This is a genomic window from Janthinobacterium sp. GW822-FHT07H10 (genome assembly GCF_058798675.1).
Genome location: NZ_JBXAKS010000006.1, coordinates 219,584 through 240,812, shown reverse-complemented (window position 1 = coordinate 240,812; position 21,229 = coordinate 219,584). Strand labels below are relative to the sequence as shown.

Annotated in this window: 14 protein-coding genes and 2 tRNA genes; 5 read left to right on the top strand and 11 right to left on the bottom strand. The window is 62.9% G+C overall.

All coding sequences use genetic code 11. The features are described 5' to 3' along the window. Positions 1-89: 89 nt before the first annotated feature. Both AC1RDJ_RS16150 and AC1RDJ_RS16145 read left to right on the top strand, forming a co-directional pair. The gene (locus AC1RDJ_RS16150) at positions 90-1,421 is read left to right on the top strand and encodes a S41 family peptidase (protein ID WP_493028068.1); all 1,332 of its coding nucleotides are present in this window, start codon (positions 90-92) and stop codon (positions 1,419-1,421) included. Next, positions 1,414-1,899: a MarR family winged helix-turn-helix transcriptional regulator gene (locus AC1RDJ_RS16145; RefSeq protein ID WP_156894819.1), complete on the top strand. Its 486-nt coding sequence runs from the start codon at positions 1,414-1,416 to the stop codon at positions 1,897-1,899. Before AC1RDJ_RS16150 ends, AC1RDJ_RS16145 begins: the two co-directional genes overlap by 8 nt. A 281-nt stretch (positions 1,900-2,180) precedes the next feature. Here AC1RDJ_RS16145 and AC1RDJ_RS16140 read toward each other — a convergent pair whose 3' ends face one another. The 4 genes from AC1RDJ_RS16140 to AC1RDJ_RS16125 form a co-directional block, all read right to left on the bottom strand. Then, positions 2,181-2,570: an immunity protein PIM1 family protein gene (locus AC1RDJ_RS16140; RefSeq protein ID WP_493028067.1), complete on the bottom strand. Its 390-nt coding sequence runs from the start codon at positions 2,568-2,570 to the stop codon at positions 2,181-2,183. Between the two features lie 235 nt (positions 2,571-2,805). Continuing rightward, complete coding sequence (locus AC1RDJ_RS16135; protein ID WP_493028066.1) at positions 2,806-3,441, bottom strand: TetR/AcrR family transcriptional regulator; 636 nt, start codon at positions 3,439-3,441, stop codon at positions 2,806-2,808. A gap of 11 nt (positions 3,442-3,452) precedes the next feature. Further along, complete coding sequence (locus tag AC1RDJ_RS16130) at positions 3,453-5,891, bottom strand: membrane-bound PQQ-dependent dehydrogenase, glucose/quinate/shikimate family (protein WP_493028065.1); 2,439 nt, start codon at positions 5,889-5,891, stop codon at positions 3,453-3,455. A 453-nt stretch (positions 5,892-6,344) separates the two neighbouring features. Beyond that, the gene (locus tag AC1RDJ_RS16125; protein WP_071323754.1) at positions 6,345-7,391 is read right to left on the bottom strand and encodes an NAD(P)-dependent alcohol dehydrogenase; all 1,047 of its coding nucleotides are present in this window, start codon (positions 7,389-7,391) and stop codon (positions 6,345-6,347) included. A 173-nt stretch (positions 7,392-7,564) separates the two neighbouring features. On the opposite strand from AC1RDJ_RS16125, the gene AC1RDJ_RS16120 reads away from it, so the two are divergent. Further along, entirely contained in the window at positions 7,565-8,512 is a 948-nt protein-coding gene (locus tag AC1RDJ_RS16120; protein ID WP_493028064.1) for an AraC family transcriptional regulator, read from the top strand. On the opposite strand, the gene AC1RDJ_RS16115 is transcribed toward AC1RDJ_RS16120, so the two are convergent. After that, positions 8,494-12,078: a hydantoinase B/oxoprolinase family protein gene (locus AC1RDJ_RS16115; RefSeq protein WP_493028063.1), complete on the bottom strand. Its 3,585-nt coding sequence runs from the start codon at positions 12,076-12,078 to the stop codon at positions 8,494-8,496. The genes AC1RDJ_RS16120 and AC1RDJ_RS16115 overlap by 19 nt on opposite strands. Before the next feature lie 140 nt (positions 12,079-12,218). Between AC1RDJ_RS16115 and AC1RDJ_RS16110 the strand changes: the two genes are divergently transcribed. After that, positions 12,219-13,757 carry a bifunctional ADP-dependent NAD(P)H-hydrate dehydratase/NAD(P)H-hydrate epimerase gene (locus AC1RDJ_RS16110; RefSeq protein WP_071323757.1) on the top strand — a complete coding sequence of 513 codons (1,539 nt, stop codon included), beginning with the start codon at positions 12,219-12,221 and terminating at the stop codon, positions 13,755-13,757. A gap of 101 nt (positions 13,758-13,858) precedes the next feature. On the opposite strand, the gene AC1RDJ_RS16105 is transcribed toward AC1RDJ_RS16110, so the two are convergent. After that, entirely contained in the window at positions 13,859-14,611 is a 753-nt protein-coding gene (locus tag AC1RDJ_RS16105; protein ID WP_442905922.1) for an ABC transporter ATP-binding protein, read from the bottom strand. A 61-nt stretch (positions 14,612-14,672) separates the two neighbouring features. Between AC1RDJ_RS16105 and AC1RDJ_RS16100 the strand changes: the two genes are divergently transcribed. Then, a complete protein-coding gene (locus AC1RDJ_RS16100; RefSeq protein ID WP_493028061.1) occupies positions 14,673-15,323 on the top strand; it encodes an arylesterase in 651 nt (216 codons plus the stop codon). A 199-nt stretch (positions 15,324-15,522) separates the two neighbouring features. Here the strand turns inward: AC1RDJ_RS16100 and AC1RDJ_RS16095 are convergent, their stop codons facing one another. From AC1RDJ_RS16095 to lon, 5 genes are all read right to left on the bottom strand, one after another. Then, on the bottom strand, positions 15,523-17,445 hold the full coding sequence (locus AC1RDJ_RS16095) for a SurA N-terminal domain-containing protein (RefSeq protein ID WP_198043929.1): 1,923 nt from the start codon (positions 17,443-17,445) through the stop codon (positions 15,523-15,525). Between the two features lie 442 nt (positions 17,446-17,887). Beyond that, positions 17,888-17,964 (bottom strand) — tRNA-Asp (locus AC1RDJ_RS16090). A gap of 17 nt (positions 17,965-17,981) precedes the next feature. Then, a tRNA-Asp gene (locus AC1RDJ_RS16085) sits at positions 17,982-18,058 on the bottom strand. A gap of 125 nt (positions 18,059-18,183) precedes the next feature. After that, positions 18,184-18,456, bottom strand: a complete 273-nt coding sequence (locus AC1RDJ_RS16080) for an HU family DNA-binding protein (RefSeq protein WP_010398442.1) — start codon at positions 18,454-18,456, stop codon at positions 18,184-18,186. A 204-nt stretch (positions 18,457-18,660) separates the two neighbouring features. Further along, a complete protein-coding gene (gene lon / locus AC1RDJ_RS16075) occupies positions 18,661-21,072 on the bottom strand; it encodes an endopeptidase La (RefSeq protein ID WP_071323759.1) in 2,412 nt (803 codons plus the stop codon). Positions 21,073-21,229: the final 157 nt, after the last annotated feature.

The window sequence follows — 21,229 nt, the reverse complement described above, 5'->3', positions numbered from 1 at the left end:
TGCTCCCCAGACCGCTGCCAGCGAATTTTTCTACAACATATTGCACAATATATTGTATGCTCGAGTTTCACCGAGGGGGTAACATCAGAATGCGCCATCACCTGTTTCTGCTTCAAACGCTGTCGGCACTGTCCATCATGTGCGCATCGAGCGCTTTTGCCGGGGCGCCGGGCATCTCACAGAACGAGAAAGGCGCAATCATCGCCTCCCTCGATAGCACCCTGAATGCAAACTACGCATTTCCGGACATCGCACGAAAAATTAGGCCGGTGCTTCAGGAACATCTGAAAAAGGGAGCTTATGACTCGGCGACCACGAAGGCCGAGTTTGCGAGCAAGCTGACCGACGATCTCATCAAAGTCAGCGGCGACCTGCATTTCCTGGTGGCGACTGACCCGGAATGGATCGCGGAATTCAAGGCAAAGGCCAACCCGGCGCTCAAGGCCAAGATACGACAAGAAGAATCGAGCAGGCTGGAGGAGACCAATTTCGGTTTCGACGAGGTCTCTCGCCTGAAGGGAAATATCGGTTATCTACGATTCAGCTATTTTGCCGATCCGGAACTCGCCTATGATACGGCGGCATCCGTCATGCGCTTCCTGGGCAATACGGATGCCGTTATCATCGATTTGCGCTATAACAATGGCGGACATCTGGAAATGGCGCAGTTTCTAGCGAGTTATTTCTTCTCCAGCGAGAAAGACCAGCTACTCTTCGACTACTATTACAACGAGGACGGCAAGCGTATCCAGCGCGGGCAATGGGTACTGCCGGGCTTGCCAGGCAAGCGCATGGTGGACAAGCCCGTCTATATCCTCACCGGCTCCACGTCGTTTTCCTCCGCAGAATGGTTTTCCTATGCGATGAAGAAGCTTGGGCGAGCCACCCTGATCGGGGAGCGGACCGCCGGTGGCGCGCATCCGGTGACACGCAAGCCGCTCAACGATGATTTTTTCGTGCAAGTGCCGATCGGCCAGATCCAGGATCCCGTTGACCATGGCGACTTCGAAGGCGTCGGCGTGCAACCCGATATCCCAAGCCCCTCCATTCGCGCGCTGCCTCTGGCACACAAGCTGGCGCTTGAAAATCTGGCGAAGACCGATGACGCCAGACGAACCGAATTTGCCTGGCTGCTCCCCAGCCTGACGGCAGCGATCGAGCGCCCGCACATCGATGCCGCGATGTTGACGAAAGCGGCCGGAAAATATGAAGGCCGCCAGATCATCCTGGACAATGGCATTCTTTACTATATCTGGCGCGATCGGTTTCGGGTCGCGCTTGAGCCGATAGGTCCCGACCTGCTCGCGGTAGAAGGCGTGTCGGATTTTCGATACCGCTTGAATACTTTGGATGGAAAAGTGACGGCGCTGGAACGCGTGAATAAGGACGGCAGCATCCAGAGGTACCAGCGCCTTGACTAAGGAAACGCATTCCCCGGCCGCGATCGATGACGCCGTGTTTCTCGGCCGCGCTGTCGAACGGCTGAGCGTCCTCATCGCCGAACAATCCAAGCTTGTCTTCGATACGATGGGGATCGTCATCCCCGTTCGTTCATGTTCGCTGATGACTGTTCTTGCAACGCTAGGCGCGGCATCAGCGTCGGATCTGGCGCGCGAACTCGGACATTCGCACCAGTTGGTCATGCAAAAGATACCAAAGCTGCTCCGTCTGGGCCTCATACAGTATCGGAACGATGACAATGATGCGCGGCGGCGGCTATTTATGCCCACGGATGAAGGCTTGTCGCAGCTTGCGAAATTCGAGCAGTGCACGGTGCTGATTCGGGAAGCCTATGCCGGCTTGTTTGCCGAGGTGGGGGACGTCAGGCAATACGTGGACCGGGCCACCGATGCGCTCAACGGGAAGCCGCTGCACAAGCGCATAAAATCCCAGGCCTGACGGCGACGCTGGCCACTTGGGACCCATACTGGCGCCTGGCCGTCCAACGCCTTGAATTCTTCCCTATACCGCTTCCCGCCCATGCTCTTCTGAGCCTCGATTGTGGCTCAAAAGTGTCGACAGGACCTGTTGCGGTATCGGGCCGGCGCAGGGCGATGATCATCGGCGCGCAGGTATTCGACCACCGCCACGAGCAGCTTTTGCTGACTGCCGAAGTAGCGACAGGCGGTAACGTTTTAGCCGCCTGCCTCGGCCACGAGGGCACCGTGCCCCTCATAGATTTAACCTGGAAACTCCCCCTGCGTATAGCTTTTCCAAAGATTATTAATAAATTCAACATCAAGCTTATTCTTGAATGCCAGGGCGATCAGGCCCATATCGTCCGATACGCATGCAGCAAGATCAGCATTTTCAGTTATTCGATAAACCTTCTTGTATGCAGCCTCCCTTACCTCCCTAACCGAGCCATCTTCAGGCGGGCAAGATGAAGTTACTGTTTCATGGCTAACACTCCATGCGTTATCAAACTCAAAAGAATCCCTGGCGTCTAATTTTTCATCCCAGTCGGTGGCTTTCTTGAAAATAGGCTCAAGTAGCATATCGTCATTGATTTTGGTAACAATCTCACTGGTGGCTGCTATCGCGCTATTATCGACACTCACTTGTTTCATCACTTTTCCCCATCCTTCATCCAATCTCCATGCGGTGATTGTACTGGTGAATCCGCCACCGGTAGTGCGGGCACTGCTGGAGCATGGCGTCATGCATGACCAGGACTTCGAGGATATCGACGGCCGCCTGTGGAACCTGGCCTGGACGGCGCCGCAAGCCTGATGCGCTGAGCTGGCGCCAGCAACGTTGTCGGATGACGGCCCTGCGAGGGCTGATCCGGCCCGCGTCCCTCGCTTACTTGCGCGCCACCCGCGCCACCACCAGCTCGATCAGCTCCGCGATCAGGGGACGGAAGGTGGCCGCGTCGCCGCCCTGCCCCAGCATCACGGTGCGCGTCGTCAGATGGGAGAAAACGGCGTCAAACAGGATTTGCGGCAGGTTGGAAAACGAGGCATCGGGGGCGATGCGGCCTTGCGCGCGCTGCTGTTCCAGCAGGCGCAAAATCAGCGCGTGCCACACTTGCGGGCCGTGCTCGTACCAGGTGAGGCCGACGGCCGGCACGGCGGCCGCGCCCGTGACGACGAGGCGGTAGAAATCCGCGTGGCGGGGGCTGGTGACGACGGCCACCAGTTCATCGAGGATCAGCTGCAAGCCCTGCTCCAGGCCCGCCTGCGCCGTATCGAGCTGGCGCAGCGCGATGATGAAGTCGGCGCACAGGTACTCGACTACCGCCACCAGCAGATCCTGCTTGCTGCCGAAGTAGCGGTAGGCGGTGGCTTTCGAGCCGCCCGCCTCGGCCACGATGGCGTCCATGCTGACGCCATCGTAGCCCGAGGCGAGAAAAAGGTCCGCCGCCGCCACCAGCAGCTTGCGCCGCCGCTCCTCGCTTCGAGTACTGGGGGAAGCCGGAACGGTGCGCAACTGGGGCATGAAGCAAACTCTTACTGTGTCTTGGGAAGCGCGTATGCTATCACGTAATCCCCCCGGTCCGGGCTCTGGCGGGCGCCGCCGGCCACCACCACGACATACTGGCGCCCCGACTTGGGCGACACATACGTCATCGGCGTGCCTTGCGAGCCGACCGGCATGCGCGCCTTCCACACTTCATGGCCGGTGGCGATATCCATGGCGCGCAGGTAGTAATCCTGCGTGCCCGCATAAAACACGAGGCCGGACGCCGTGCTGACGCCGCCGCCCAGGGTCGGCATGCCCAGCGGGACAGGCAGCCGCGCGCGCACGCCGTTGATGACGGCGTCCTGCACGGTGCCGGCCGGGCGCTCCCACACCTTGGTGCGCGTCTTGAGATCGATGGCGGCGAACACGCCCCACGGCGGGCTTTGGCAGGGAATGCCCAGCGGCGAGTTGAAGGCCTTGTGGTCGATGACGAATGGCGTGCCATCCATCGGATAGGTGCTGCCCACGCCATGGCCCGACGTCAGCTTGGCCACGTCCACCGTCTCGCGCGGCACCAGTTTGACCACCTGCGGCATGCGGATATCGTTGACGAACAGATAGCCGTTGCTTTCGTCGACGGCCGCGCCGCCCCAGTTGAAGCCGCCGTAGTAGCCAGGGTAGATCAAGGTCTCTTTCGTGCTGGGCGCCGTGAATTCACCCTGGTAATTGAGCTTGCGGAAGCTGATGCGGCAGGCCAGCTGGTCGAAGAAGGTGGCGCCCCACATGTCGCGCTCCGTCAGCGTATCCGCGCCGAGGGCCGGCATGCCGGTCGAGTACGGCTGCGTTTTCGACACCCAGTCGCCGGCCGCATGCTCCTGCGGCACGGCTTTTTCGATGACTTCGGCAATCGGCTTGCCGGTGCGGCGGTCCAGCATGAAGATCTGGCCGCGCTTGGTCAGCTGCACCAGCGCCGGGATCTTGCCGCCCTTGCCGTCCGGGACGTCGTACAGGGCCGGCTGCGATGCCACGTCGTAATCCCAGATATCGTGGTGGACGGTCTGGTAGGTCCAGCGTTCGCGGCCCGTGGCCATGTCGAGGGCGACGATGGCCGACGCGTATTTTTCCGTCAGCGGCGGACGCTTGCCGCCCCAGAAGTCCGGCTGCTCATTGCCCGTCGGCAGGTAGACCAGGCCCAGTTCATCGTCGAACGCGGGCGTGGACCACATGTTCGGCGTGCTGCGCGTGTAGGTCTGCCCTTCCGGCGGCAGCCTGGTGATGGCCGGATTGCCCAGGTCCCAGGCCCACACCAGTTCGCCCGTGTCGGCACTGTAGGCGCGCACGACGCCGGACGGCTCGTCGGTCGAGCGACCGTCGAACACCCAGCCGCCGAGGATGATCAGGTTGCGCGCGATGGTCGGCGCCGACGTGTAGGCGTAGTACGGCACGTTCACCTTCACCTTGCCCAGGCCGACGGTCAGGTCCACCTCCCCCCTGTCGCCGAAGCCTGCGCACTGCTTGCCCGTCTGCGCGTCGATCGCGATCAGGCGCGCATCCATGGTCACTTGCACGATGCGTTTGGCGCACGCGCCCGCATCAGGCGCGCTGGCCGCCTGCATGCCCTCAAAACGGAACGGCTTTGCCACCTTGGCCGGCTCGTAATAAGCCACGCCGCGGCAGCGGTTCCACGTCTTGGTGTTGGCCGGTTTCGGGTCGAAGGTCCAGCGCTCCTTGCCCGTGTCGGCGTCCAGCGCGATGACCTTGCTCGTCGGCGTGCACGTATAGACGGTGTCGCCGATCTGCAGCGGCGTATTCTGCGACTCGGACGCGCCCTCGGCCAGCTCGCCCGTGCGGTAGCGCCATGCCACTTCCAATTGACCGACGTTGGCCTTGTCAATCTGCGTGTATGGCGCGAAGCGCGTGCCTTTCGGCCCATAGCCATAATGCGCCCAGTTGGCGCTGCCGTCATTGACGGCCGACACGGCATCCTGCTGCGGCTGCACCGCGGCTTCCAGTACGCCATGCGGCTTGAACATGGCAGCGAAACCGGCGACCAGCAGCACGGCAAACAGGGCCGCGAAGCCGCGCGACTGTCCCGATTGTCCCTGCTGCGGCGCGCTGCCCGCCAGCCACGGATGCACGAGGGCGGCAAGCAGGCCGATGACGAGGAACGGCGCCAGGCGCGGCACCATGGGCCAGAAGGCGAAGCCGATCTCCCATACGGCCCAGATCAGGGTGGCGATGAGCAGCACGGCGACGATGGCGCTGGCCAGCCGTTTGCGGCGCAGATACAGCACGCCGGCGAGAATCAGGCCGAGACCGGCCAGCAGGTAGTACCAGGAACCGCCGAGGGTAATCAGTTCGATGCCGCCCGCCGCCAGGGCCAGGCCGGAGAAGCCGAGAAAAACGCCAAAAACCGTGAGGGCAAGCCGCTTGCCCCTGAAGACAGCCGGGATCGCCGGCGCTCCCTTATTTACTGAAGTGTCCATTTTTTATCCATGACGCCTCCCCTGCCCAGGCCAACACGCCGGGGATGGCTGATTTTTTTAAAGCTACGTAGTGAAACTGTACTGTACGGTTTCATTTTATGCCGATTTTTGACGCAAGGAAAGAAAAATTGATGCGGGTGCTTGATTTTTGGCGCGGATGGGGGATGGACAGGGTGCTCGGATTACGCGCTTGCGCGCGAATCCGGTCTGCCGGACCGCCCGATAGGCGTCGGTTGGATTAGCGCAAAGCGCGTCATCCCCGGACCGCTGGATAAGCGTAGGTTGGATTAGCGCAAGGCGCGTAATCCAACGCGCGCAGACAGTAGACGGTTGTGCTTTTAAAGCTTACCGGTTGAAGCGCCCGAAAAATGCCCAGGACCAGGCGCCGCGGCGAAGACAGTACGCATGGTACGGCGAGACGCGGCAACAACGCCCTGGGCTTTTTCTCGGCTGTTACAAAGATGCCATATCGATGACAAAGCGGTAGCGCACATCGCTCTTCACGACGCGCTCGAACGCCTCATTGATATCCTGGATGCGGATGATCTCGATGTCGGACACGATATTGTGCTTGCCGCAGAAATCCAGCATTTCCTGGGTTTCCTTGATCGAGCCGATCATGGAGCCGGACAGGCTGCGGCGCGCGCCCACCAGGCCGAAGGCGCTCACGGGCGGCACGGCGCCGTCCGGGATGCCGACGATGACCATGTTGCCATCGACTTTCAGCAGGTTGATGTACTGGTTCCAGTCGATGGACGCGCCCACGGTGCAGATGATCAGGTCGAAGGTGCCGGCCAGCTTGCTGAACGTTTCCGCGTCGTTGGTGGCGTAATAATGGTCGGCACCCAAACGCAGGCCGTCTTCGCGCTTCGACAGGGTCTGGCTCAGCACCGTCACTTCGGCGCCCATGGCGTGGGCGATCTTCACGCCCATGTGGCCCAGGCCGCCCATGCCCAGGATCGCCACCTGCTTGCCAGGGCCGGCTTTCCAGTGGTTCAGCGGCGAGTACAGGGTGATGCCGGCGCACAGCAGCGGCGCGGCGGCGTCCAGCGGCAGGTTGTCGGGAATCGACAGCACATAGCCTTCCTTGACGACGATGCTGTCCGAATAGCCGCCCTGCGTGGCCGTCTTGCCGTCCGCTTCGACGCCGTTGTAGGTCTGGATCAGGCCTGGCATGTACTGTTCCAGGTCCACGTTGCGCGTCTTGCAGGTGGTGCACGAGTCGACGAAGCAGCCCACGCCCACGTGGTCGCCCACCTTGAACTTGCTGACGTTGGCGCCGACGGCCGTGACGACGCCGGCGATTTCATGGCCGGGCACCATCGGGAAGGCGGCGCCGCCCCATTCGTCGCGCGCCTGATGGATGTCGGAATGGCATACGCCACAGTACTTGATCGAGATGGCGACGTCGTCTTCGCGCGGGGCGCGGCGTTCGAACGTAAACGGTTGCAGTGCGGAAGTCGGGCCCAGTGCGGCGTAGCCTTTGGCGATGGTGGTCATGAAAACTCCTTGAGTGGTGATACTTGCGGGAACGCGTGCCATGCATGCGATTGCACAAGTGTGCCTCAGATGCCCGCCCGCCGTTACCGCGATCCTGCAAGACCTTTGCACGATCCTCCAAATCTGCGTAAGATCAGCCCCTGCCCTCCCTCGCCTGCCGCATACTGCCAGCCATGCCTACCTTATCCTTGCCCCAAGACGAAATCGCCGCCCTGATCAGCCGCCACGCGCCGCGCACGGGCGACTACGTGACGGCCATCGGCAACCTCACCTTCCACCGCCAGTCCTCGGTCACGGAATCGCTGTTCCATGCGGCGCGCCCCAGCGTGGCCCTCATCGCGCAGGGCGCGAAGGACGTCACCCTGGGCAGCGAAACCTTCCATTACAGCCGCATGCAATATCTGCTGACGTCCGTCGACCTGCCGGTGCAGGTGCGCGTGGTGGAAGCGAGCGAGGAAGCGCCGCACCTGTGCGTGGTGCTGGGCATCGATATCGCCGACGTGGCCGCGCTGCTCGACAGCGAGGGTGGCGGCCCAAGCGCGGCGCAGCAGAAAATCCTCCCCGCCACGCGCGGCATTTCCGTCAGCGACGTCTCGCCCGAGCTGCTCGATGCCATGCTGCGCCTCGTGCGCCTGCTCGACAAGCCGGAAGAAATCGCCGCGCTGGCGCCGCTGATCCGCCGCGAGCTGACCTTCCGCCTGCTGAATGGCCCCGTCGGCGCGCGCCTGCGCCACATGGCGCTGGCCAGCAGCCAGTCGCACCAGGTGGGGCAAGCCATCGACTGGATCAAGCACCATTACGCGCAGCCGCTGCGCATCGAGCACCTGGCCGGCATGGCGAACATGAGCATGTCCTCGCTGCACCACCACTTCAAGGCGATTACCGCCATGACGCCGATGCAGTACCAGAAGCTGCTGCGCCTGCAGGAGGCGCGGCGGCTGATGCTGGTCGAGCAGATCGATGCCGGCACGGCCGGCTACAGGGTCGGCTACGCCAGCGAATCGCAGTTCAGCCGCGAATACAGCCGCCAGTTCGGCCGCGCGCCCATGCGCGACGTCGGCCTGGTGCGCGCGCAGCTGAGCGGCGCGGGCGCCGGCACGGCTTACTCCAGCTTGCCGTAGCCGCCGCCGCCCGGCGTCTCGATCACGAACACGTCGCCCGCCCGCATGTCGGTCTTGCCGATATGCGCCAGGTGTTCCACCGTGCCGTCCGCGCGCTCCACATAGTTGCGCCCCAGCGCGCCCGCCGCGCCGCCGTCCATGCCGAACGGCGGAATGATGCGGTTGTTCGACAGGATGGCCGCCGTCATCGGTTCGAGGAAGCGCACCCTGCGCACGCCGCCATTGCCGCCATGCCAGCGCCCCGCGCCGCCGGAACCGGCGCGGATGCCGTAGCTGTCCAGGCGCACGGGGAAGCGCCACTCGAGGATTTCCGGGTCCGTCAGGCGCGAATTGGTCATGTTCGTCTGTACCACGTCCGTGCCGTCGAAGCCGGGACCGGCGCCCGAGCCGCCCGATATCGTCTCGTAATACTGGTACTTCTCGCTGCCGAACGTAAAATTGTTCATCGTCCCCTGCGAGGCGGCCATCGCGCCCAGGGCGCCATACAGGGCGTTGGTGATGCAGGTCGAGGTTTCCACATTGCCCGAGACGACGGACGCCGGGTACTGCGGGTTGAGCATGGAGCCGGGCGGGATGATCACCGTGAGCGGCTTCAGGCAGCCCGCGTTCAGGGGAATCTCGTCGTCGACCAGGGTGCGGAACACGTACAGCACGGCCGCCATGCAGACGGCGGAAGGCGCGTTGAAGTTGTTTGGCAGCTGGCTTGAGGTGCCCGTGAAGTCGATGATGGCGCTGCGCTGCGCCGCATCGACCCTGATCGCCACCTGTATCCGCGCGCCGTTGTCCAGGTCCAGCGCATACGCGCCGTCCTTCAGGGTGCCGATCACGCGGCGCACGGCTTCCTCGGCGTTGTCCTGCACGTGGTGCATATAACTTTGCACGACATCGAGGCCGAAATGCGCGACCATCTTGTGCAGTTCCTCGGCCCCCTTCTGGTTGGCCGCCACCTGGGCGCGCAGGTCGGCCAGGTTTTGCCGGGGATTGCGCGCCGGCCAGCTGGCGCCCGCCAGCAGGGCCAGCGTTTCATCTTCCGCCATCCGCCCCGTGGCGCCGTCGACCAGCTTGAAATTGTCGATCAACACGCCCTCTTCCTCGATGCGCGTGGAATCGGGCGGCATGGAGCCGGGCGTGGTGCCGCCGATGTCCGCATGGTGGCCGCGCGAGCCGACGTAGAACAGGAGGGCCGCGCCTTCTTCATCGAAGACGGGCGAGATCACCGTCACGTCGGGCAAATGCGTGCCGCCGTGGTACGGGTCGTTCAGCATGAACACGTCGCCGGGCCGCATGGCGCCCGCATTGCGCGTCATGACGGTGCGGATGCTCTCGCCCATGGAACCGAGGTGCACGGGCATGTGCGGCGCATTGGCGATCAGATTGCCTTGCGCGTCGAAGATGGCGCAGCTGAAGTCGAGGCGCTCCTTGATATTGACGGAATGGGCCGTGTTTTGCAGGCGCAGCCCCATCTGCTCGGCGATCGACATGAACAGGTTATTGAAGATTTCCAGCATCACGGGATCGGCTTTTGTCGCTGTTTGCACACCCTTGGCGCGCTGTTCGGGCAAGGCCGCCATCCTGCGCAAGATCAAATGGCCGTGCGCCGTGACGCTGGCGCGCCAGCCCGGTTCGATGACGGTGGTGGCGTTGGCGTCGCTGACGATGGCCGGGCCGTCGATGGCATCGCCGGGGCGCAGCGCCGCAGCCGCATACAGGCCGCTTTGCCGCCAGGCGCCGGCGCAGTACATGGCCACCGTCGCCAACGGCGTCAGCTCGCCAATGCGGGCCGCATACGCGGGCGCGGCCGGCTGCGGTGCGCTGGAGGCGCCGATGGCTTCGACGGAAATGGCTTCGACGATCAGCGCGCGCGCCGGCATCAGGAAGGAAAAACGTTTTTTATACGCCGCCTCGAACTGCGCCTGCATGCTGGCCAGCGTATCGAACAGCACGACGAGGGCCGAATCCGTGCCCTCGTAGCGCAGGTGCACGCGATGCACGAGCGCGATGCGGTCCGCTTCCACGCCCTGGCGCAGCAGGTCGTCGCGCGCCTGCGCGCCCAATGTCGCGAAATGGCGCGCCAGGTCGGCCCCCAGTTTCGCTTCGATGGCTTTTTCGCGCATGGCGCTCTGGTCGGCCAGGCCCATGCCATAGGCCGACATCACGCCCGCCAGGGTATGGATGAAGACCGTGCGCATGCCCAGCGCGTCGGCCACCAGGCAGGCGTGCTGGCCGCCCGCGCCGCCAAAGCTGGTCAGGGTGTATTCGGTGACGTCGTGGCCGCGCTGCACGGAAATCTGCTTGATGGCGTTGGCCATGTTGCCGACCGCGATGGCGATATAGCCTTCGGCCACCTGTTCCGGCGTCGAGTTCACCGTGCGCGCCAGCGCCTCGAACTGGGCGCGCACGGTGGCCACGTCCAGCGTCTCGTTGGCATCGGGGCCGAAGACGCGGGGGAAATGCGCGGGCTGCAGCTTGCCCAGCATGACGTTGCAGTCGGTGACGGCCAGCGGGCCGCCGCGCCGGTAGCTGGCGGGGCCGGGGTTGGCGCCCGCGCTGTCCGGCCCCACCTTGTAGCGGGCGCCGTCGAAATGCAGGATGGAGCCGCCGCCGGCGGCCACCGTGTGGATGCTCATCATGGGCGCGCGCATGCGCACGCCGGCAATCTGCGTCTCGAACACGCGTTCGAACTCGCCCGCATAATGCGACACGTCGGTGGACGTGCCGCCCATGTCGAAGCCGATCACCTTGTCGAAACCGGCCAGCGCGCTGGCGCGCACCATGCCGACGATGCCGCCGGCGGGACCGGACAGGATGCTGTCCTTGCCCTGGAAGGCGCGCGCGTCCGTCAAGCCGCCGTTCGACTGCATGAATTGCAGGTGCACGCCGGGCAGTTCCTGCGCCAGCTGGTCCACATAGCGGCGCAAAATGGGCGACAGGTAGGCGTCGACCACCGTCGTGTCGCCGCGCGCCACCAGTTTCATCATGGGGCTGACCTCGTGCGACACGGACACCTGCGTAAAGCCGGCCGCGCGCGCCAGCTGCGCCAGCCGCGCCTCGTGCGCGTGATGGCGGTAGCCATGCATCAGCACGATCGCGATGGCGCGCAGGCCGCGCGCATGGGCGTCTTCCAGCGCCGCCTGCGCGGCCGCCTCGTCGAGCGCCTCCACCACCTCACCGTGGGCGCCCACGCGTTCATTGATCTCGATCACTTCGCCATACAGCAGTTCCGGCAGGATGATCTGGCGCGCGAACAGTTGCGGACGGTTCTGGTAAGCGATGCGCAAGGCATCGCGAAAGCCCCGCGTGATGGCCAGCACGGTCGGCTCGCCCTTGCGCTCGAGCAGCGCGTTGGTGGCCACCGTCGTGCCCATCTTGATGGCCCCCACCTGCTCCACGGGCAGCGGCGCAGCGGGCGCAAGTCCCATCAGGTGGCGCATGCCGGCCAGCGCCGCGTCGCGGTACTGGCCCGGGTTTTCCGACAGCAGCTTGTGCGTGGCCAGGCTGCCGTCAGGACGGCGCGCCACGATGTCCGTAAAGGTGCCGCCCCGGTCGATCCAGAATTGCCAATCCATGTGCCGCGCCTCCGCCAATGATGATGACTATGTGAGATGGCTATTGTAGCCGCACATTTGCGCCGCACTTCAGGCGTGCGCACCTTGCCTTCCGCGTGGATCGGCCTTATGTTGACAGCATACTGACTAAGGAAGCCCCCATGACACTGATCGACTCCGCCACCCCGCTGTACGCCATCGCCGACATCCGCGCCATCGAACAGGCCGCCGCGCAAGACTTGCCGCAAGGCGCCTTGATGCAGCGCGCCGGCCAGGCCGCCGCCAGTGCCGCCCTGAAGCTGCTGCACGCGCAGGAAGACGCCGCCAGCGCGGGTCACATGCGCGTGCTCGTGCTGGCAGGTCCCGGCGACAATGGCGGCGACGCGCTGGAAGCGGCGGCGCACCTGGCCGGCAGCGGCATCGAGGTGCTGGTATGGCTGGCGCCCGAGGCGCAAGCCACGTCGCCGGAACGCGAAGTGGCCCTGAGCCGCGCCCGCAACAGCGCCGCGCGCTTCATGGACGCCGGCACCAGCACGGCCTCGGCGGCCGTCGGCGCGGCGCCATGGGACCTGGTCATCGACGGCCTGTTCGGCATCGGCGCGACGCGTCCCCTGGCGGGCGAATGCCGCGAGGTGGCGCAGCTGGTCAACAATCTCGATTGCCCCGTGCTGGCGCTCGACGTGCCCAGCGGCCTGCACGCGGACACGGGCGCCATCGACGGCGTGGCCATCCGCGCCACGCACACGCTCACCTTCATCGGCGACAAGCCCGGCCTGCATACGGCGAACGGCCGCGACGTCGCGGGCGAAGTGGAAGTGGCGTCGCTGGCCATCGCCCCCGCCCTGCTGCCGCCCGCCAAAGCCCAGCTGAGCGGCCTGCACCTGTTCGCCCGCCATCTGCTGCCGCGCCGGCAAAACACGCACAAGGGCAGCTACGGCAGCGTGGCCATCATCGGCGGCGCGCAAGGCATGGCCGGCGCGCCTGTCCTGTCGGCCCGCACGGCCCTGCATGCGGGCGCGGGCAGAGTCGTCGTCGCCTTCCCCGAGACGCCGCCCGCCTTCGACAGCGGCCAGCCGGAGCTGATGTGCCGCCGCGCGCAGGACGTGGATTTCTCGGGCTTTCACTTTGCCGCGCTGGTGGCGGGCCCCGGCCTGGGCGAACAGGCCGACACCGTGGAATTGCTGCAGCGCGCGTTCGACAGCGACAGTCCGCTGCTGCTCGACGCCGATGCACTGAACCTGATGGCGGCCGAACCGGAACTGCAATCGGCGCTGGCCCTGCGCGCGGGCGCGACGATACTCACGCCGCATCCGCTGGAAGCGGCGCGCCTGCTCGACATGACGGTGGCCGAAGTGCAGGCCGACCGCCTGGGCGCGGCGCGCCAGCTGGCGGCGCAGCTGGGCGTCATCGTCGTGTTAAAAGGTTCGGGCACGGTGATCGCCGCGCAGGATGGCGGCGTGGTGATCAACAATACGGGCGGCCCCGCGCTGGCCACGGCCGGCACGGGCGACGTCCTGGCGGGCCTGTGCGGCAGCCTGCTGGCGCAGGGCTGGCCCGAATGGGAAGCGGCCGTCGGCGCCGTCTGGCTGCACGGCGCGGCCGCCGATGCGCTGGTGGCGTCCGGCAGTGGCCCTATCGGCCTGACGGCCGGGGAGTTGATCCCGGCGATACGCAAGCTGATCAATGCCTTGTCGGCATAGGCAGGCGGCACGGGGGCGTTGGATTACGCTGCGCTAATCCAAGCTACGGCAAAGCAAGCAGGCCGGATTAGCGGAACGCGTAATCCGACAACCACCGGCAATCACACCAGCCGACCCGCCGCAATGGTGATCGTGCGGCCGCAGCGCGCCGCGATCGAGCTGTCATGCGTGACCAGCACCAGGGTCGAGCCGCGTTCGCGGTTCAGCTCGAACATCAGCTGGATCACGGCTTCGCCCGTGGCGGCATCGAGGCTGCCCGTCGGTTCATCGGCAAACAGCAGCGGCGGCTCCGTCACAAACGCGCGCGCCAGCGCCACGCGCTGCTGCTCGCCGCCGGACAGGTATTTCGGATAGTGCTTCAAGCGGCTGCCCAGGTTGACCCGGCCCAGCATCGCTTGCGCCTTCTCCTTCGCGTCCGGGTCGCCGCGTAATTCCAGCGGCAGCATGACGTTTTCCAGCGCCGTCAGGTGCGCCAGCAGCTGGAACGACTGGAACACGAAACCGAGCTTTTCCTTGCGAAAACCGGCGCGGCCGTCTTCGTCGAGGGCAAAGATATCGGTGCCGTCGAGCATGACCTTGCCCTCGCTGGGCGTATCCAGGCCGGCCAATAAACCCAGCAAGGTGGACTTGCCGGAACCGGAGGCGCCGACGATGGCCAGCGTCTCGGCCGTTTGCACGGTAAAATCGACGCGGTGCAGGATGGTCAGCTCGCCATCGGCATCGGGTACGCGCTTGGCCAGCTGGATCACTTCGATGGCCGGCTGGCCGTTTTGGCTGTTGGTTGCGGCAGGCCGCTGGGCAGCTGCTTCGGACGGAAGGAAATTGGTGGAAGTCGCTTTAGGGAATTCGGGCATGCTGATCTATCTTAAAAAAATTCGTGAACAAATAAATGTCAACGCCAGTGGCGATGCGAGCGTGAAAGCGCTCCACCGCACGCGGCGGCGCACCCTCTCCTTGCTTCCGGCGGCAGCCCTGCTCCTGGTGGCAGGCATGGCGAACGCCTATTCTGCACCAAAAACGCTGCTGGTGCTCGGCGACAGCCTGTCGGCCGAGTATGGACTGGCGCGCGGCACGGGCTGGGTGGCGCTGCTGGAACAGCGGCTGAAAGCGCAAAAGAACGATACGCGCGTCGTCAACGCCAGCATCAGCGGCGAGACCACGAGCGGCGGACGGGTGCGCCTGCCCGCCCTGCTGACGAAGCACCAGCCCGACGTCGTGCTGATCGAGCTGGGCGCCAACGACGGCTTGCGCGGCTTGCCCGTGGCGGCGGCCGAGGCGAATCTGCGCGCCATGGGCGAAGCGGCCAGGAAAGCTGGCGCACAAGTGGTACTGGTGGGCATGCGCATGCCGCCCAATTATGGGCGCGCCTATGGCGAGCAGTTTTATGGGGTGTACGGCAAGCTGGCGCGGGAATGGAAGGCGCCGCTCGTGCCGTTCATGTTCGAAGGCATCGCCGACCAGCCGCAGCTGTTCCAGGCCGACCGCATGCATCCGAATGCCCAGGCCCATCCGGCCATCCTGAAAAACATCTGGCCGCAGCTGGCGCCGTTGCTAAAAGCCAAGTAAGCAGCCCTGCACCGAACACCTGAAAGAACGGTCGCGAGCGGAAGTGCATGGTGGATGAGAAGCGGCGCCGTGCTTTGCTCGGGGCCGCCAAGGCAGTGAGCATCGCCAGACCCAAGTCACGACGCGCAGTAAGTTTTCGCTGGCGCTCAAAAAAAATAGCCGCTCGAGAGCGGCTATTTTTATGCCTGGAAGCCCAATCTTATGGCGCTTCCGGTGCGGCGGCTGGGGCGGTGACCGGTTTGACGATCTTCACCTTGGCCTTGTTTTTCAGGTACTCGACGTAATCGAACATTTCCTGCTGCGCCAGGATGCCGCTGATCTGGTCTTTCTCTTGCTGGCGGCGCGCAGCATCGACTTGCGCTGGCTGCTGCACCTTGGCGATGCGGTAGATGCCGTAGCCCAGGGCTGGCAGGTCCACGCCCACATAGGCTGGCAGCTTGCTCGTGTCGGCCTTCATGACTTGCGCGATGGCGGCACGGTTGATGCCGTCAAGCTTGCTACGCGAGACCCACTGTGCGGCGCCGAAGCCGGTCGCATCGCCCGACGCTTTCAGCGCGGCCAGTTTGGTTTCGCCGGCTTTCTTCGCCAGTTTTTCCGCTTCTTCCATCGTCACGCGCTGACGGATCATCGCTTCGACTTCGGCCAGCGGACGCTTCGATGCTGGCTTGAATTCGATCACGCGGCCGGCGATCAGCGTATTCGGCGCCACTTCCACGGCTTCCGTATTGCGTTTTTCTTTCAGCGAATCGTTGGAGAAAATCGCCTTCAGGAACTTGACGTTGTTGAACGGCGCATTGCCCAGGGCCGGCGACGGCGTGCGCGACAGGTTGGCGGCGCTTTCCACTTTCAGTTTCAGCTTGTCGGCCACCGGCTTCAGGCTGTCCGATTGCTCGTACACGGTGTTGGTGAAGGTTTCCGCCATTTCCGAGTACTTCTTCGCGGCGAACTGCTTGCGCAGGTCGGCCGTGATTTCGCCGCGCACTTCGTCCAGCGATTTCACGTGCTGCGGCTTGAGCGAGGTCACGGTCAGGATGTGATAGCCGAAATCGGAAGCGACGACGTCGCTGATTTCACCTTGCTTGAGCTTGAAGATGGCCGCTTCGACTGGACCAGGCAAGGCGCCCTTGGCCACGACGTCGAGGTCGCCGCCGAGTTCGGCAGAGGCCGGGTCTTCCGACTTGGCCTTGGCCACGGCGGCAAAGCTTGCAGGCGCCTGGCGCACTTCGGCCAGGATGGCTTCGGCCTTGGCCTTGGCGGCAGCCTTGTCGGCGGCGGAAGCGTCCTTCTTGACGGCCACCAGGATGTGGCTGGCGCGGCGCGCTTCTTCGCTGGTGTAGGCTTTCTGGTTCTTCGCGTAGTAGCTGGCCACGTCCGCGTCGCTGACATCGACCTGTTCGCCGGCAGCCGTGCCATCGAGCACGACGTATTCGACCTTGGCTTGTTCCGGGATTTCGAAGAACTTGCTGTTCTTGTCGTAGAACGCTTTCACCATGGCGTCCGTGACCTTCACTTCCGGCACGAACTGGGCGATCGGCAACAGCAGTTCCTGCACTTCACGCTCTTCCGAGGTGATGTCCGACAGGCGCTTGGACACGGTGTTCGGGGCGAAGGCCGTGCCTTGCACGGCGCCGGCCAGTTGCTGCAGGGCCAGGTCGCTGCGGCGGCGCGCATCGTACATCTGCGGCGTCATGCCCTGAGCAGCCAGCATGGCCTTGTAGCGTTCGAGGTCGAACTTGCCGTCTGGCAAGGTCAGGCCGGGAATCTCCAGCACTTCCTTTTGCAGCACGGCATCGCTGATGACCAGGTGGCTGCGGCCCACTTCGGCGGCCACGGCACGTTCGGCGATCAGGTTGTCGAGGATGCTCTTGCGCGCTTCCGGCGTGTCGAACATTTTCTGGTCGAACTGCTCGCCCATCATCTGGCGATAGCGGTCGATCTGCTGGCGTTGCGCTTCTTCATATTGCTGCTGCGTGATCACCTGATCGCCGACCTTGGCGATGGTGTTCGCGCCGTCGCCGAAGCTTTGGTAGCCGCTGATACCGACCAGTGCAAAAGACGGGACGATGACCAGCATCAAGAGAAACTGCATCAAGCGTCGATGGGTACGAATAAATTCAAACATGGTCAGCCAATTCGGGATGAGTGGATCACTATAAAAAAAGGCGAACATGCGTTCGCCTTGATTTCTTCGGCGGAATGGACGGGACAGATGTCCACTTCCCCTTTAGATTCAACAACTTGGCGCTGGAACTAAAGCAGGATTCTGACGCCCAAGCCATTATCTCCTGATTCTACAATGCCCATAGCGCTATAGCAAGAGTAAATCAGGGCCCGCGCCCTGCCCCGGCGCCGCATGCTGCGCCGCAAAGCGGCGGATGCGCTGCAAGGCGGACAAGGCGCCAGCCTGGACATTAAACCCGGCAAAGCTTAAAGGGGATTTAAATACCCGCGCCGGCCATTTAAAAACGGCAGGCGGGGAATTGAAAATGCAGAGGCGCAAAGATAATCGCGCGCATAAAAGAAAAACCCGCGCTGCTTATTCAGCAGCGCGGGTTTCTATATTCTGGCGGAGCGGACGGGACTCGAACCCGCGACCCCCGACGTGACAGGCCGGTATTCTAACCAACTGAACTACCACTCCTTGAGAGTGTATTTTTTTGGCGGAGCGGACGGGACTCGAACCCGCGACCTCCGACGTGACAGGCCGGCATTCTAACCAACTGAACTACCACTCCGAAAAATACACAGTACTACTTGCATTTGCATCCAGGATCGTCATTCGAGGAACGTCGATCCTGAAATCGCGGCACCCGGAGGCGCCGCCAAATGTTTCCGGTGATTGTCACCTCACCGAAGTCCGTTAGTTTACAGCATCCTTCAAAGCTTTACCAGCTTTAAATTTTGGAACTTTTGCAGCTTCGATCGTGATCGCTTCTTTGGTACGCGGATTGCGGCCGGTACGCTCAGCGCGTTCGCTGACCGAGAAGGTACCGAAACCAACCAGCGTCACGCTGTCGTTGTTTTTCAAAGTTTCCGTCACGCCGCCGATAACAGCGTCGAGTGCGCGCGCAGCGGCGGCTTTGGAAATGTCAGCTTTTTCAGCAATGTGGTCGATCAATTCAGTCTTGTTCACTAGCATCCCCAATTACAAAGGTATAAAACGTTTACCGTATCGTTGCGGCACTTTTGGCACCACAGCTGTCCGGCGAAAAAAATGTGCAGGCGTATTAAACAAGCCACACTGTATATGTGTCAAGCGCTTTGGGGGCGCAATTCACGTTTCAATATAAAACAAGCGCTCTAAAAGCGCTTGTTTGGGGAAAAACAGGGTAAAACGTTAGTGTTTTACTACCTCGCCGGCCGCATCAGGCTTCGCCGCGGCGGCCGTGACGGCCTCCACTGCGGCCACTTCGGTCAGCGCTTCAGGCATGCGTTCGAGGGCGATTTCCAGCACTTTGTCGATCCAGCGCACCGGCACGATCTCCAGCTTGTTCTTGACGTTGTCCGGAATTTCGGCCAGGTCTTTCACGTTCTGCTCTGGAATCAGGACCGTCTTGATGCCGCCGCGATGGGCCGCCAGCAGCTTCTCTTTCAGGCCGCCGATCGGCAATACTTCGCCGCGCAAGGTGATCTCGCCCGTCATCGCCACGTCGGCGCGCACGGGGATGCCCGTGAAGACCGACACCATCGCCACCGTCATGGCCGCGCCAGCCGAAGGACCGTCCTTCGGTGTCGCGCCTTCCGGCACGTGGATATGGATGTCGCTCTTCTCGAACACGTCCGGCTTGATGCCCAGGCGCGCGGAACGGCTGCGCACGACGGTGCGGGCCGCCTCGATCGATTCCTTCATGACGTCGCCCAGGGTGCCCGTACGGATGACGTTGCCCTTGCCCGGCATCGACACGGCTTCGATGGTCAGCAGATCGCCGCCCACTTCCGTCCATGCCAGACCGACCACCTGGCCTACCTGGTTTTCTTTCTCTGCGACACCGAAATCGTAGCGGCGCACGCCGAGGAACTTGTCCAGGTTCTTCGAGTTGACGATGACTTTCTTGTCGGACTTCTTCAGCAGCAGCATCTTGACCACCTTGCGGCAGATCTTCGACACTTCGCGCTCGAGCGAACGCACGCCGGCTTCCCGCGTGTAATAGCGGATGATGTCGCGCAGCGCCGATTCGGCCACCGAAATTTCGTCTTCCTTCAAGCCATTGTTTTTGATCTGCTTCGGCAGCAAATAACGCTGCGCGATGCTGGTCTTCTCGTCTTCCGTGTAACCGGACAGGCGGATCACTTCCATGCGGTCAAGCAAGGCTGGCGGAATATTGTACGAGTTCGACGTCGCCACGAACATCACGTCGGAGAGGTCGAAATCGACTTCGATGTAATGGTCGGAGAACGTGTGGTTCTGTTCCGGATCGAGCACTTCCAGCAGGGCCGACGAGGGATCGCCACGGAAATCGGCGCCCATCTTGTCGACTTCATCGAGCAGGAACAGAGGATTGCGCACGCCGACTTTCGACAGCGATTGCAGGATCTTGCCCGGCATCGAGCCGATGTAGGTGCGGCGATGGCCGCGGATTTCCGCTTCATCGCGCACGCCGCCCAGGGCCATGCGCACGAACTTGCGGTTCGTCGCGCGGGCGATGGACTGGCCCAGCGAGGTCTTGCCGACGCCCGGAGGGCCGACGAAGCACAGGATGGGCGCTTTCAGCTTGTCGACGCGCTGTTGCACCGCGAGGTACTCCAGGATGCGTTCCTTGACCTTGTCGAGGCCGTAGTGGTCGCCCTCGAGCACTTTTTCCGCATTCGACAGGTCGTTATTGACCTTGGATTTCTTTTTCCACGGTAAATTGACGAGCGTGTCGATGTAGTTGCGCACGACGGTGGCTTCGGCCGACATCGGCGACATCAGCTTGAGTTTTTTCAGCTCGTTGGTGGCCTTGTCGAGCGCTTCCTTCGGCATCTTGGCCGAAGCGACTTTTTTCTCCAGCTCGTCGAGGTCGGCACCATCTTCGCCCTCGCCCAGTTCCTTCTGGATCGCCTTGACCTGCTCGTTCAGGTAGTACTCGCGCTGCGATTTTTCCATCTGGCGCTTGACGCGGCCACGGATGCGCTTTTCCACCTGCAGGATGTCGAGCTCGCCTTCGAGCTGGCCCAGCAGGTGCTCGAGGCGCTTGGCCACGCTGAAAATTTCCAGGATGACTTGTTTTTGCTCAAGCTTCAGCGGCAGATGCGCGGCCACCGTGTCGGCCAGACGGCCGGCATCGTCGATGCCCGACAGCGATGCGAGGATTTCCGGCGGGATTTTTTTGTTCAGTTTGACGTACTGGTCGAACTGCTGCACGATCGCGCGGCGCATGGCTTCGACTTCCGACTCGTCGCCCGGCTCGGATTCGAGCGGCGTCAGGTCGGCGATGAAGTGCGTCGGCGCATCGCTGATATGGTTGATACGGGCACGCTGCGCACCCTCGACCAGCACCTTGACGGTGCCGTCGGGCAGCTTGAGCATTTGCAGAATATTGGCGACACAGCCAATTTCATAGATGTCCGAAGGCGATGGCTCGTCCTTCGCGGCTGCTTTTTGAGCGGCAAGCATGATGCTCTTGCCCTGCTCCATCGCAGCTTCCAGCGCCTTGATCGACTTTGGACGGCCAACGAACAGCGGTATCACCATATGCGGGAAAACGACGACATCCCGCAACGGCAATAACGGCAGTTGAGTTTGCTCAGTTAATTTGGAAGTTGTCATGGCGTACCTTATAGAAAGCGTGTTTACGATGTTGGCGCTCGCTGCCAAAACACAAGACCGGCGAGAATAAATAATTCTGTGAAACAAACATTTTGTTCATTTCGCAAAACACACCCGCATGACTGTAACAAGTGCAGTTGTAACAGTAAAAAAGCCA

Bases quoted from the DNA above. Each gene is read 5' to 3' on its own strand.
- AC1RDJ_RS16150 (WP_493028068.1), top strand. From the start codon at position 90: ATGCGCCATCACCTGTTTCTGCTTCAAACGCTGTCGGCACTGTCCATC.
- AC1RDJ_RS16140 (WP_493028067.1), bottom strand. From the start codon at position 2,570: ATGAAACAAGTGAGTGTCGATAATAGCGCGATAGCAGCCACCAGTGAG.
- AC1RDJ_RS16135 (WP_493028066.1), bottom strand. From the start codon at position 3,441: ATGCCCCAGTTGCGCACCGTTCCGGCTTCCCCCAGTACTCGAAGCGAG.
- AC1RDJ_RS16130 (WP_493028065.1), bottom strand. From the start codon at position 5,891: ATGGACACTTCAGTAAATAAGGGAGCGCCGGCGATCCCGGCTGTCTTC.
- AC1RDJ_RS16125 (WP_071323754.1), bottom strand. From the start codon at position 7,391: ATGACCACCATCGCCAAAGGCTACGCCGCACTGGGCCCGACTTCCGCA.
- AC1RDJ_RS16120 (WP_493028064.1), top strand. From the start codon at position 7,565: ATGCCTACCTTATCCTTGCCCCAAGACGAAATCGCCGCCCTGATCAGC.
- AC1RDJ_RS16115 (WP_493028063.1), bottom strand. From the start codon at position 12,078: ATGGATTGGCAATTCTGGATCGACCGGGGCGGCACCTTTACGGACATC.
- AC1RDJ_RS16110 (WP_071323757.1), top strand. From the start codon at position 12,219: ATGACACTGATCGACTCCGCCACCCCGCTGTACGCCATCGCCGACATC.
- AC1RDJ_RS16105 (WP_442905922.1), bottom strand. From the start codon at position 14,611: ATGCCCGAATTCCCTAAAGCGACTTCCACCAATTTCCTTCCGTCCGAA.
- AC1RDJ_RS16095 (WP_198043929.1), bottom strand. From the start codon at position 17,445: ATGTTTGAATTTATTCGTACCCATCGACGCTTGATGCAGTTTCTCTTG.
- lon (WP_071323759.1), bottom strand. From the start codon at position 21,072: ATGACAACTTCCAAATTAACTGAGCAAACTCAACTGCCGTTATTGCCG.